Origin of the sequence: Nocardioides sp., assembly GCF_044226765.1 — a bacterium.
GTDB lineage: Bacteria > Actinomycetota > Actinomycetes > Propionibacteriales > Nocardioidaceae > Nocardioides.
The window spans coordinates 57,084-69,662 of record NZ_JBGAGJ010000015.1 but is presented as its reverse complement, the minus strand read 5'-3'; the positions used below and the strand labels follow the sequence as shown (position 1 = coordinate 69,662).

General features: G+C 72.0%; 11 protein-coding genes. 8 read left to right on the top strand and 3 right to left on the bottom strand.

Annotated features, from left to right (window positions below; all coding sequences use genetic code 11):
- Nucleotides 1–12 precede the first annotated feature (12 nt).
- Entirely contained in the window at nucleotides 13–714 is a 702-nt protein-coding gene (locus tag ACILRH_RS21815) for a succinate dehydrogenase cytochrome b subunit (RefSeq protein ID WP_395696173.1), read from the bottom strand.
- A gap of 54 nt (nucleotides 715–768) precedes the next feature.
- The gene (locus ACILRH_RS21810) at nucleotides 769–1,839 is read right to left on the bottom strand and encodes a glycosyltransferase (protein ID WP_395696172.1); all 1,071 of its coding nucleotides are present in this window, start codon (nucleotides 1,837–1,839) and stop codon (nucleotides 769–771) included.
- A 268-nt stretch (nucleotides 1,840–2,107) separates the two neighbouring features.
- Between ACILRH_RS21810 and ACILRH_RS21805 the strand changes: the two genes are divergently transcribed.
- Genes ACILRH_RS21805 through ACILRH_RS21795 form a run of 3 tightly spaced genes read left to right on the top strand, consistent with a single transcriptional unit; the run spans nucleotide 2,108 to nucleotide 5,526 of the window.
- Nucleotides 2,108–2,863, top strand: a complete 756-nt coding sequence (locus ACILRH_RS21805) for a hypothetical protein (RefSeq protein WP_395696171.1) — start codon at nucleotides 2,108–2,110, stop codon at nucleotides 2,861–2,863.
- Between the two features lie 18 nt (nucleotides 2,864–2,881).
- Entirely contained in the window at nucleotides 2,882–4,738 is a 1,857-nt protein-coding gene (locus tag ACILRH_RS21800; RefSeq protein WP_407077024.1) for a fumarate reductase/succinate dehydrogenase flavoprotein subunit, read from the top strand.
- A gap of 11 nt (nucleotides 4,739–4,749) precedes the next feature.
- The gene (locus ACILRH_RS21795) at nucleotides 4,750–5,526 is read left to right on the top strand and encodes a succinate dehydrogenase/fumarate reductase iron-sulfur subunit (protein ID WP_395696170.1); all 777 of its coding nucleotides are present in this window, start codon (nucleotides 4,750–4,752) and stop codon (nucleotides 5,524–5,526) included.
- A gap of 270 nt (nucleotides 5,527–5,796) precedes the next feature.
- Here ACILRH_RS21795 and ACILRH_RS21790 read toward each other — a convergent pair whose 3' ends face one another.
- Nucleotides 5,797–6,414, bottom strand: coding sequence for a TetR/AcrR family transcriptional regulator (locus tag ACILRH_RS21790; RefSeq protein ID WP_395696169.1), 618 nt, complete (start codon nucleotides 6,412–6,414; stop codon nucleotides 5,797–5,799).
- Between the two features lie 89 nt (nucleotides 6,415–6,503).
- Between ACILRH_RS21790 and ACILRH_RS21785 the strand changes: the two genes are divergently transcribed.
- The 5 genes from ACILRH_RS21785 (at nucleotide 6,504) to meaB (ending at nucleotide 12,570) form a co-directional block, all read left to right on the top strand.
- Nucleotides 6,504–6,917 carry an SgcJ/EcaC family oxidoreductase gene (locus ACILRH_RS21785; protein ID WP_395696168.1) on the top strand — a complete coding sequence of 138 codons (414 nt, stop codon included), beginning with the start codon at nucleotides 6,504–6,506 and terminating at the stop codon, nucleotides 6,915–6,917.
- 1 nt (nucleotide 6,918) lies between these two features.
- Entirely contained in the window at nucleotides 6,919–7,578 is a 660-nt protein-coding gene (locus tag ACILRH_RS21780; protein ID WP_395696167.1) for a hypothetical protein, read from the top strand.
- 109 nt (nucleotides 7,579–7,687) lie between these two features.
- On the top strand, nucleotides 7,688–9,388 hold the full coding sequence (locus tag ACILRH_RS21775) for a methylmalonyl-CoA mutase family protein (RefSeq protein ID WP_395696166.1): 1,701 nt from the start codon (nucleotides 7,688–7,690) through the stop codon (nucleotides 9,386–9,388).
- A 112-nt stretch (nucleotides 9,389–9,500) separates the two neighbouring features.
- A complete protein-coding gene (gene scpA / locus ACILRH_RS21770; protein ID WP_395696199.1) occupies nucleotides 9,501–11,612 on the top strand; it encodes a methylmalonyl-CoA mutase in 2,112 nt (703 codons plus the stop codon).
- Nucleotides 11,605–12,570, top strand: coding sequence for a methylmalonyl Co-A mutase-associated GTPase MeaB (gene meaB / locus ACILRH_RS21765; protein ID WP_395696165.1), 966 nt, complete (start codon nucleotides 11,605–11,607; stop codon nucleotides 12,568–12,570). The genes scpA and meaB overlap by 8 nt, the downstream gene beginning before the upstream one ends.
- Nucleotides 12,571–12,579 lie beyond the last annotated feature (9 nt).

The window sequence follows — 12,579 nt, the reverse complement described above, 5'->3', positions numbered from 1 at the left end:
GTGCGAGACCCCTTACTGGGTGATGACGCCCGCGAGGACGAAGATCGGGACGAGGGAGAAGCCGCCGGCGATGACGACCGCCAGGATCCAGCCGAGGGTCTTGGCATTGCGCCGGGCCCGCTCGTTGTTCGTCAGGCCCAGGGTCTGGGCCGCGCTCCAGGTGCCGTGGTGCAGGTGCATGCCGAGCGTGAACATCGCGAGGAGGTAGATGAGCGTCATCCACCAGGTGTCGAAGGTGTCGACGAGCAGGTTGTACGGGTCGTTGGTCGGCCCGCCGGAGACGTTGACCTTGCCGATGGTGAAGTTCAGCAGGTGCCAGACCAGGAAGAGCAGCAGCGTCAGGCCGCCCCACCGCATCGTGCGGGAGGAGAACGACGACGCGATGTTGCGCTTGACCACGTACTTCTGCGAGCGGGCCTTGCCGGCCCGGCGCCACAGCGTGAGGGCGGAGTAGACGTGGACGACGAGCGCCACGATGAGCGCCGCGCGCAGGATCCAGAGGAAGCCCTCGTAGGGGAGCATCGGCTCGCCCAGCGTGCGCAGGTGGTGGGCGTACTCGTTGTAGGCGTCGTGGCCCGCGAAGGCCTTGAGGTTGCCGTACATGTGCAGCAGCACGAAGAGGATGAAGACGATGCCGCTGGCAGCCATCAGGAGCTTGAGGGTGATCGTGGAGCGCGACGCCCGCGCTCCGGTCACCAAGGTCGTCGTTGCCACGGAGGGTCACGCTACCCGCCGCGGCACCCCCGGCGACGCGCGGGCCGGTGTGACTTACGTCCGGTTACCGGCGGGTCGGGCCCGCTGGGCCACCAGCGGCCGGTAGTGCAGGTCGACCAGTTCGTCGACGGCGTCGCGCCAGGTGCGGGTCGAGAGCTCCCGCCCCCGCGCCCCGAGCAGCGCCCGCTGGCCGTCGGCTGCCACCGCCGCCACGGCCCGCGCCAGGCCCCGCTCGTCGGCGGGGTCGTGGAGCAGCCCCGTCTCCAGGGTGCGGACCACGTCGGTCGCCCCGCCGGAGCGGGCGGCGACGACCGGCACCCCGGAGGCCGCCGCCTCGCGCAGCGCGTGGCAGCAGGTCTCGTGCCGCCCGGGGTGGGCCAGGACGTCCAGGGACGGCAGCACCGCCGTCAGCTCGCCGGTCGTCAGCTCGCCGGTGAACCGGGCCCCGGGCAGCCGGCCCTCGAGCCAGCCGCGCTGCGGACCCTCGCCGATCACCACGGGGCGGATGCCGGGCACGCTCGCCAGCGACGCCAGCCGCCGTACGTCGTGCCGCTTGCGGAGGCTGCCGACATACCCCACGACCACGAGCGGGCGGCTCGCCGAGCGCGACCGGGACCAGCGCTGGTGGAGCCACTCGTCGCGCAGTGCGGGCGTGAAGGCGGTGGTGTCGACGCCCGGCTCCCACCGCGCGGCCGCCACGTCGTGCTCGGCCAGTCGCTCGACCATCCAGGTCGAGGTGACGAGGACCCGGTCGACGCGCTCGGCGACCCGGGACCGCCAGTGGTCGGGGGTCACGTCGAGCAGCGCCGACTGCTCCACGGCCAGGACCGGCACCCCGAGGCGGCGCGCGTGCTTGACCGCCGTGCGGCCGACCGGCCCCGGCGAGGTCACGTGCACGAGGTCGGGCCGGAAGGCCTCGAGCGCCTCGCGGACCTGCGACCCGGTGCGGTCCAGCGGCCGCACCCGGGCGTTCCGGCAGCCGCGGTAGGTCGTCAGGCCCGGTCCCGGAGCCACCACGAGGACGTCGTGCCCGAGGTCGACGAGCCGGTCGAGCACGGCCTTCACCGTGGTCGTCGTCCCGTCGACGGCGGGGAAGAAGGTCTCGGTCACCAGGGCGATCCGCATGCCACCACCCTCCGCGCGCCGGGTGTCAGGACCGCAGCGCCGAGGTGGATGTCGGGTGAACCGCCGGCGGGACCCCACGGCCCCGCCGACCGGCGGCCCGGTGGAACGCGTTCCCGGAATCTCGGTGTGGGCCCTTTCACATCCGCCGATTCGTGTGCAGACTGCACAGGCACCCGACCCACCGGAGGTGGCGATGGCGTCGACGGACGCTCGAGAGACGACGGCAGCAGGTTCCACAGGAGTCAACGGGCCGACCCGGGCCCGGATCGTGGTCAAGACCCTCCGCACGGACCGCTGGTGGCTCTACCCGGCGGCGACCTTCGTCGTCTTCTCGGGGTTCGTGGTCTTCGCGACCTTCCGGGCCTTCTACGCCACCGACTACTACTCGGCGCCGTACCTCTCGCCGTTCTTCTCGCCGTGCCTGACCGGGTCCTGCGTCGAGGGCTCCTCCGACTTCGGCCAGCCGCTCGGCTGGTGGAGCCTCTCGCCGGCGCTGGTCATCCTGATCTTCCCGCTGGGCTTCCGGCTGACCTGCTACTACTACCGCAAGGCCTACTACCGGGCGTTCTGGCTCTCGCCGCCCGCCTGCGCGGTGGCCGAGCCGAAGGCGAAGTACACCGGCGAGACGCGGTTCCCCCTCATCCTGCAGAACATCCACCGCTACTTCTGGTACGCCGCCGTCGTGGTCGGCCTGATCCTGACCTACGACGTGGTGCTGGCGTTCGGGCCCGCAGAGGGCGAGCCGGACGGCATCCACATGGGCCTCGGCACGCTGCTGATGCTCGGCAACGTGGTGCTGATCTGGCTCTACACGCTGTCGTGCCACTCCTGTCGCCACATCACCGGCGGCCGGCTGCGGCACTTCTCCAAGCACCCGGTCCGCTACCGGATGTGGACGTTCGTCTCCAAGCTCAACGCCCGGCACGCGCAGTACGCCTGGTACTCGCTCTTCTCCGTGGCCCTGGTCGACCTCTACATCTTCCTGCTGGCGGCCAACGTCTTCGACGACCCCCGATTCTTCTGAGGATTGAGCCTTTCTGAGATGTCAGTCGAGAGCAGCCGGCACCCGATGACCGGCAACGAGATGTCCGGCGCCAGCGAGGGCGGCATGGAGCGCCACCGGTACGACGTCGTGGTGGTCGGTGCGGGCGGCGCCGGACTGCGGGCGGCGATCGCCGCGCACGAGGCGGGCGCGCGCACGGCCGTGGTCTGCAAGTCGCTGCTCGGCAAGGCCCACACCGTGATGGCCGAGGGCGGCATCGCCGCCGCCATGGGCAACCGGTGGCCCGAGGACAACTGGGAGGTGCACTTCCGCGACACCATGCGTGGCGGGAAGATGCTCAACAACTGGCGGATGGCCCAGCTGCACGCCCAGGAGGCTCCCGAACGGGTCCAGGAGCTCGAGGACTGGGGCGCGCTGTTCGACCGCACCGACGACGGGCTGATCTCGCAGCGGGACTTCGGCGGCCACAAGTACGCCCGGCTCGCCCACGTCGGCGACCGCACCGGCCTGGAGATGATCCGCACCCTGCAGCAGCGCACCGTGCAGCTCGGCATCGACGTCTACATGGAGTGCACGGTCACCGACCTGCTCAAGCGCGACGGGCGGACCGCCGGCGCGTTCGGCTACTGGCGCGAGACCGGCCGGTTCGTCGTCTTCGAGGCGCCCACGGTGATCCTGGCGACCGGAGGCATCGGCAAGTCGTTCAAGGTCACGTCGAACTCCTGGGAGTACACCGGCGACGGCCACGCGCTCGCCCTGCGTGCGGGGGCGGCGCTGATCAACATGGAGTTCGTCCAGTTCCACCCGACCGGCATGGTGTGGCCGCCGTCGGTCAAGGGGCTGCTGGTCACCGAGTCGGTGCGCGGCGACGGCGGCATCCTGAAGAACTCCGAGGGCAAGCGGTTCATGTTCGACTACATCCCGGAGTTCTTCAAGGCGGAGACGGCGGACACCGTCGAGGAGGCCGACCGGTGGTACGACGACAAGAAGAACAACCGTCGCCCACCCGAGCTGCTGCCGCGGGACGAGGTCGCCCGCGCGATCAACTCCGAGATCAAGGCGGGCCGCGGGACGCCGCACGGCGGGATCTACCTCGACATCGCCTCGCGCCGTACCCCCGAGTTCATCCGCAAGCGGCTGCCGTCGATGTACCACCAGTTCAAGGAGCTGGCCGACGTCGACATCACCCAGGAGCCGATGGAGATCGGCCCCACCTGCCACTACGTGATGGGCGGGGTGGAGGTGGACGCCGACACCCAGGAGAGCGCGGTCCCGGGCCTGTACGCCGTGGGGGAGTGCTCCGGCGGCATGCACGGGTCCAACCGGCTCGGCGGCAACTCGCTCGGCGACCTCCTGGTCTTCGGCAAGCGGGCCGGCGAGGCGGCGTCGGCGTACGCCGCCTCCCTCGGTGACGCGCGGCCGGCGATCGACGAGGCGGACGTCAAGGCCGCGCAGGCGAGCGCGCTGGCCCCCTTCGAGGTCGAGGGCGGCGAGAACCCGTACACGATCCAGCACGACCTCCAGCAGTCGATGAACGACCTGGTCGGCATCATCCGCACCGGGCCGGAGCTGGAGGAGTCGCTGCGCGAGATCGAGGTCTTCAAGCAGCGCGCGGCGACGATGGTCGTCGAGGGGCACCGGCAGTACAACCCCGGCTGGCACCTCGCGATCGACCTGCGCAACATGCTCATCGTCTCCGAGGCGATCGCCAAGGCGGCGCTGGCCCGCGAGGAGTCCCGGGGCGGGCACACCCGGGACGACTTCCCGAAGACCGACCACGAGGTCTGGGGCACCAAGAACCTCGTCGTCACCCTCAACGCCGACGGCACCGGCGTCGACCTGCACGAGAAGCCGCTCCCGGTCATGCCGGACGAGCTCAAGAAGTACTTCGACTGAGAGGCACCTCCATGGGCTACGACCTGAAGATGCGCGTCTGGCGCGGCGACCAGGACGGCGGCGACCTCGCCGACTACACCGTCGAGGTGTCCGAGGGTGAGGTGGTGCTCGACGCCCTGCACCGGCTCCAGGCGACCCAGACCGGCGACCTGGCGATCCGCTGGAACTGCAAGGCCGGCAAGTGCGGCTCGTGCTCGGCCGAGATCAACGGCCGGCCGCGGCTGATGTGCATGACCCGGCTCTCGGACTTCGAGCCGACCGAGACGATCACGGTCACCCCGATGCGGTCCTTCCCGGTGATCCGCGACCTGGTCACCGACGTGTCGTTCAACTACGAGAAGGCCAAGGAGCTGCCCTACGCCGAGCTGCCGCCGCGCGACGCCGACGGCAAGCGGCGGATGGCGCAGATCGACGTCGAGCGCGGCCAGGAGTTCCGCAAGTGCATCGAGTGCTTCCTGTGCCAGAACGTCTGCCACGTCGTCCGTGACCACGAGGAGAACAAGCCGGCCTTCGCCGGTCCCCGGTTCTTCCTGCGGTACGCCGAGCTCGACATGCACCCCCTCGACACCCACGACCGGCGGGAGCTCGCGCAGGGAGCGGCCGGGCTCGGGATGTGCAACATCACCAAGTGCTGCACCGAGGTGTGCCCGGAGGGCATCAAGATCACCGACAACGCGATCATCCCGATGAAGGAGCGCGTGGTCGACCGCAAGTACGACCCGCTCGTGTGGCTCGGCAACAAGATCGGCCTGCGCAACAAGGACAACGACGGCCGCACCGAGGTGTGACCGTCCGGGCTCAGCCCATCATCGACACCAGCGCGTGGCCGGCGGCGTATGCCGCCAGTCCCGCGGCGGCCGCGACGAACGCGGTCACCACCAGCAGGGTCAGGACTGCCTTCAGGTAGGTCATGGGTCCGAGCTCCCTCCGTGCGACACCACCGTCCGCGTGCGGCGGACACCCTGAAGACGCGTGGCGGGTCCGCCCGGTTGCGCCGTCCGGGTTGCGGTTGCGTCACGAACCGGCGACGACCCGGACACGGGCACCCGGACCGGCGCCTATCGCAGGAGTTGCTGCGCCAGCGTCGTGTGCCACCAGGATGCGACCTGGTCCGGGCTCCAGCCGAACTCGCCCGTCGCGGTCGTGAAGCCGTCCAGGGTGACCAGGATCGCGTAGACGGCGACCGCGCGGTCGGGGTCCACGCCGCGCTGCCACGTCCTGGCCGGCCACGAGGAGAACACCGCGCGGCGCTGGCTGTCGCCCCGACCCCGGCCCTCGTCGTACGCCGCGCCGAGCTCGGGGTGCTGCCGGCGCCCCTCGCCCAGGATCCGGAGCACGTCGCCGCCGTGCTCGAAGAGCCGTCGGTCGAAGTCGACGAAGGCGCGCAGCTGTCCCTCCGGGTCGCCGGCCCGCTCCTGGAGCTCGCGGATCGCCCGCTGGACGTCGGCGTCCTGCTCGGCCGCGTCGATGAGTGAGCTGGCCAGGCCGGCCTTGCTGCCGTAGACGCTGTACACCGTGGCCTCGGAGACGCCTGCTCCCGCCGCGACCGAGCGGACGCTCGTCCCGGCCCACCCCTTCTCGAGGAAGCGGGCCCGCGCCGAGGCGGCGATGAGCGCGCGGGTGCGCTCTGCCTGCTGCTCGCGGAGCTCGGACTTGTACGGGCGCGACGTGCTCACGGTGACCACTGTACAGGTTCGTTGAGTTGGTCTATATTCACTGAGCAATGCTCAATCAATTAGTAACGACTCAGTGAAAGGCGTCTCCCATGACCACCACACCCCTGACCTCGACCCCCGCCGCCGTCGCCCACGAGGTGCTCGGACGCCTCGAGTCCGCGTGGAACGCCGGTGACGGCGCCGCCTTCGGCGCCGTCTACGCACCCGACGCCTCGTTCGTGACCATCCGCGGCGAGCACGTCGTCGGCGCCGAGGCGATCGGGGCCGGGCACGCCGGGATCTTCGGCTCCATCTACGCCGGCAGCGTGAACCGCATGGAGCTGGTCCGGGCCGTCGAGCTGGCCGACGGGGTCGTGCTCGCCGTCTCGGTCAACACCCTCGACTGCCCGACGGGCCCGCTCGCCGGCCGGCACCAGGCGATGTCGACGAGCGTCGTCGCCCGGTCCGCGGAGGCCGCCGGGTGGCACGTCGTGTCGACCCACAACACCCTCGTGGGGGCCTGACATGTCGACCGGGACGATCGCGGTCCCGACGACCGCCGACGACCGCCGGGTGTCGCACCGCGCGACCGCGATCCTGTTCGCGTCCGGGGGCGTGCTGCTGGCGGCAGGCGGGCAGCTGCACCCACGCGGGTCGGGCGACAGCCTCGATGCCCACCTGCTGTCGATGTTCGAGTCGCCGGCGTGGCCGCTGTCCCACCTGCTGATGCTGGCCGGGACGGTGCTGAGCGTGCTGGCGTTCCTCTCCGCCCGCCGGACCGAGGCCTTCGGCCCGCGGGTGCAGCGCTGGCTGCCGGCCGTGGCCGCCTGCTGGGCGTTCGGCGCGGCGGAGCTGGTGCCCCACCTCCTCGCCGCCGGCGACGCCCACGCGCTGGAGCACCACGAGGCGACGCCCGTGCTGGACGTGCACCTGGTCATGCAGCTCGTCGCCGGGCCGCTGGTCGGCCTGAGCGGTGCCGTCATCGCGGTGGTGGTCCACCTGGCCACGAGGTCCTGGGCCACGGCGGTCCTCGCCGGGTTCGCGGTCGTGGGCGGGCTGCTGTCCGCGGCGGCAGCACCGCTCGTCGTGCTGACCGGCGACCCGGCGTTCACGCTGCTGTTCCCCTTCCAGGCGGGGCTCGCGGTGTGGTTGGTCGGGACCGGCGTCCGGCTGCTCCGGCGGTGACCGCCCGGAGGTGGCCGGGGCTCGCCCGAGCCTCGGCCACCGGTGTCGGAGCGGCCGGTTTGGTCACACTCGGTGGCCGTGGTCACCCCACCCTTCTATCGTTCGCACCATGACGGATGGGACGGTCGAGGGCGGCCTGGACGAGCCCGGCGAGCTGGAGCCGGCCCCCGGGTCGCTCGACCTCGCGGACCCGGAGGACCGGTGGACGGTCGCGGACTGGGAGCACCAGGCGGCGGCGGTGCTCCGCAAGTCCCGCCGGCTGACCGACGAGGACCCCGACGACCGGGTGTGGGCGAGGCTCACCCGCACCACGCTGGACGGCATCGGCGTCACTCCTCTCGGCACCCGGGCGATGCTCGACGAGGTGCGCACCAGTGGCCGGCCGCTGCGCCAGGGCGACTGGGACGTCCGCGTCCGGGTGGACGGCCGCGACGCCGCGCTCGCCCACGAGGAGGCGCTCGCGGACCTCGACGGTGGCGTGACGTCCCTGTGGCTCGTGGGCGGCACCGACCTCGCGACCGTCCTCGACGGCGTGCTGCTCGACCTGGCCCCGGTGGTGCTCGACGGCGTCGACCCGCACGCGTTCCTCGCCCACGTCGGCGACCGTGAGCTGCACCCCGGCACCAACCTCGGCGTCCCGGCGGCGGAGGCCACGGCCGACCTGGCCCGCACCGCTCGCGACCGCGGCGTGCTCGGCTTCGTCATCGACGCCACCGCCGTCCACGACCGCGGGGCCAGCGACGCCCAGGAGCTGGCCTGGTCGATGGCCGCGGCCGCGTCCTACCTGCGCACCCTGACCGACGCCGGTCTCACCGTGGGCGAGGCCGCCCGGCTCGTCGAGTTCCGCTACGCCGCGACCGACGAGCAGCTCGCGACGATCGCCAAGCTGCGCGCCGCGCGCCGGCTCTGGGCCCGCGTGCTCGAGATCTGCGAGGCGCCGCTCGACGGCCTGGTGATGCGCCAGCACGTCGTCACGAGCAGCCCGATGATGAGCAAGTACGACCCCTGGGTGAACCTGCTCCGCACGACGGTCGCGGCGTTCGCCGCCGGCGTCGGCGGCGCGGACAGCGTGACCGTCCTGCCCTTCGACACGCCGCTCGGCCGCTCCGACGAGCTCGCCCGGCGGATCGCCCGCAACACCTCCCACCTGCTCATCGACGAGGCCCATGTCGCGCACGTCGCCGACCCGGCCGGCGGCTCGTACGCCGTCGAGAAGCTCACCGACGACCTCGCCGCGGTCGCGTGGCGGATCTTCGGCGAGCTCGAGGACGGCGCCGACCTCGAGGCCGCGATCGCGGACACGGTCGCGAGGCGGGAGGCCCAGGTGGCCACCCGCAAGCGACCCATCACCGGGCTCACCGAGTTCCCCAACCTCGCCGAGGTGCTGCCCGAGCGGCCGGGCGAACCCGATCCGGTGCGTCGCTACGGCGCCAGCTTCGAGGCGTTGCGGGACGCGCCGGCCGCCACCCCCGTCTTCCTCGCGACGCTCGGCACGGTCGCCCAGCACACCGCCCGCGCGACGTTCGCCAGCAACCTGCTCGCGGCCGGCGGGATCGCCGTCGACGTCGCCGGGCCGACGAAGGACCCCGACGAGCTCGCCGAGGCGTACGCCGGCCAGCCGGTCGTGTGCCTCGCCGGCTCGGACCAGACCTACCTGGAGTGGGGCGAGGCCGCGGCCGAGCGGCTCCGAGCGGCCGGCGCGACCCACGTCGTGATCGCGGGCAAGCCGGTCGACTGGACCGACGACTCCTGTGCGATGGGTGTCGACGCCCTGGACTTCCTGACCCGGACGAGGGAGAAGCTGGCATGAACTCACCCCATGAAAACGCGTCGCTGGCGCTCCGCTACTCCGAGGGGACCCCGAGATGACGGTCCCGAAGAGCTTCAGCGGCCTGCCGCTCGTCGACGACGCCCGCTGGACGATGGGCTGGCCGGACGTCGCCGAGCCGTGGCTCTCGCCCGAGGGCATCGAGATCAAGGGCTGGTACACCGAGGCCGACCTCGAGGGGCTCGACGCGCTCGACACCCTCCCCGGCCTCAGCCCGTTCCTGCGCGGGCCCTACCCGACGATGTACACCACCCAGCCGTGGACGATCCGGCAGTACGCCGGCTTCTCCACGGCCGAGGAGTCGAACGCCTTCTACCGCCGCAACCTGGCCGCCGGCCAGAAGGGGCTCTCGGTCGCGTTCGACCTGGCCACGCACCGCGGCTACGACTCCGACCACCCACGGGTGCGGGGCGACGTCGGCATGGCCGGGGTGGCGATCGACTCGATCTACGACGCGCGCACCCTCTTCGAGGGCATCCCTCTCGACGAGATGTCGGTGTCGATGACGATGAACGGCGCGGTCCTGCCGGTGATGGCGCTCTACATCGCCGCGGCCGAGGAGCAGGGGGTGAAGCCGGAGCAGCTCGCGGGGACCATCCAGAACGACATCCTCAAGGAGTTCATGGTCCGCAACACCTACATCTACCCACCCGCGCCGAGCATGCGGATCATCAGCGACATCTTCCAGTTCACCGCGGAGCGGATGCCGCGCTTCAACTCGATCTCGATCTCCGGCTACCACATGCAGGAGGCCGGGGCGACCAACGACCTCGAGGTCGCCTACACCCTGGCCGACGGCGTCGAGTACATCCGGGCCGGCCTTGCCGCCGGCCTGGACATCGACCGGTTCGCGCCGCGGCTGTCCTTCTTCTGGGCGATCGGCATGAACTTCTTCATGGAGGTCGCGAAGATGCGCGCGGCGCGGGCGCTGTGGGCCCGGCTGGTGCGCCAGTTCGACCCGCAGAACCCCAAGTCGCTCAGCCTGCGCACCCACTCGCAGACGTCGGGCTGGTCGCTGACCGCCCAGGACGTCTTCAACAACGTCGGACGCACCTGCATCGAGGCGATGGCCGCCACCCAGGGCCACACCCAGTCGCTGCACACCAACGCCCTCGACGAGGCGATCGCGCTGCCCACCGACTTCTCGGCCCGGATCGCCCGCAACACCCAGCTGCTCCTGCAGCAGGAGAGCGGCACGACCGGGACGATCGACCCCTGGGCCGGCTCCTACTACGTCGAGCGGCTGACCCACGACCTCGCCGAGCGGGCGTGGGCGCACATCCTCGAGGCCGAGGCGGCCGGCGGCATGGCGGCGGCCATCGAGCAGGGCATCCCGAAGATGCGCATCGAGGAGGCGGCGGCCCGCACCCAGGCGCGGATCGATTCCGGCGCGCAGAAGGTGATCGGCGTCAACACCTTCCGCCCGGCCCACGAGGACCGCCTCGAGGTGCTCCGCGTCGACAACGACGACGTCTACCGCCAGCAGATCGCCAAGCTGGAGCGGCTGCGCGCCGAGCGCGACGACGCCGAGGTCGAGCGGACGCTGCAGGCGCTGACCCGCTCCGCCGAGGCCGGCCCGTCCACGACCCTCGACGGCAACCTGCTCGCTCTGGCCGTCGACGCCGCCCGCGCCAAGGCGACGGTCGGCGAGATCTCCGCCGCCCTCGAGAAGGTCTACGGGCGCCACCAGGCGGTCATCCGTACGATCAGCGGCGTGTACAGGGCCGAGGCGGACAAGGCCGGCGACGCGGCGGTCGCCGCGGTGCTCCGGGCCACCGAGGAGTTCGAGGAGGCCGAGGGCCGCCGGCCCCGGATCCTGGTCGCCAAGATGGGCCAGGACGGCCACGACCGGGGTCAGAAGGTCGTGGTCAGCGCGTTCGCCGACCTCGGATTCGACGTGGACGTCGGGCCGCTGTTCTCCACGCCCGAGGAGGTCGCCCAGCAGGCTGTCGACGCGGACGTCCACATCGTCGGCGTCTCCTCACTGGCCGCCGGCCACCTCGCGCTGCTGCCCGCGCTCAAGCAGGCCCTCGCCGACCAGGGCCGACCCGACATCATGGTGGTCATCGGGGGTGTGATCCCGCCGGACGACGTCGCGACGCTGCAGGAGATGGGTGCGGCGGCGGTGTTCCTGCCCGGCACCGTCATCGCCGAGTCGGCGCTGGACCTGCTGGCGCGGCTGCGTGAGCAGCTCGACGGTGCCTGACGTCGAGGCGCTCCTCGAGGGGATCGGGGCCGGACGCCGGGCAGCGATCTCGCAGGCGATCACGCTGGTCGAGTCGACCAGCCCCCGGCACCGGGACCAGGCGCGCGAGCTGCTGACGCGGCTCGAGCCGCACGACGCCGTACGCGTCGGTGTGTCGGGTGTGCCCGGCGTCGGCAAGTCGACGTTCATCGAGGCGCTCGGCAGCCGGCTCACCGCGGCCGGCCACCGGGTCGGGGTGCTCGCGGTCGACCCCAGCAGCGTGCGGACCGGCGGCTCGGTGCTCGGCGACAAGACCCGCATGGCCCGACTCGCCACCGACCCGCGGGCCTTCATCCGGCCCAGCCCCAGCGCCGGGACGCTCGGCGGCGTCGCGCGGGCGACGGTGCAGGCGATGCTGGTCCTCGAGGCGGCGGGGTACGACGTCGTGCTCGTCGAGACGGTCGGTGTCGGTCAGTCCGAGGTGACGGTGGCCGGCATGGTCGACACGTTCCTCTACCTCACCCTGGCCCGCACGGGCGACCAGCTCCAGGGCATCAAGAAGGGCATCCTCGAGATCGCCGACGTCATCGCGGTCAACAAGGCCGACGGTGACCGCCGGCAGGAGGCGCGGGTGGCCGCCCGCGACCTGGCGGGGGCGCTGCGGCTGGTGCACGGCGCCGCGGACCGGGCGCCCGCGGTCGTGACCTGCTCGGCGCTGGAGGACAGCGGGGTCGACGAGGTGTGGGACCGGGTTCTCGAGCACCGCGAGCACCTCGGCACCGAGGGCTTGGCGCGCAAGCGGGCCGAGCAGCAGCTGGACTTCACCTGGTCGCTGGTGCGCGACGAGCTGGACCAGCGGCTGCGCCGGTCGCCGGCCGTCTCCGCGATCCGGGCCGAGGTCCGCGAGGCCGTGCTGTCCGGCCGGCTCCCGGCGCCGGTCGCGGCCGATCGGATCCTCGCGGCCTACGACGAGGGGTGACCACCCCCC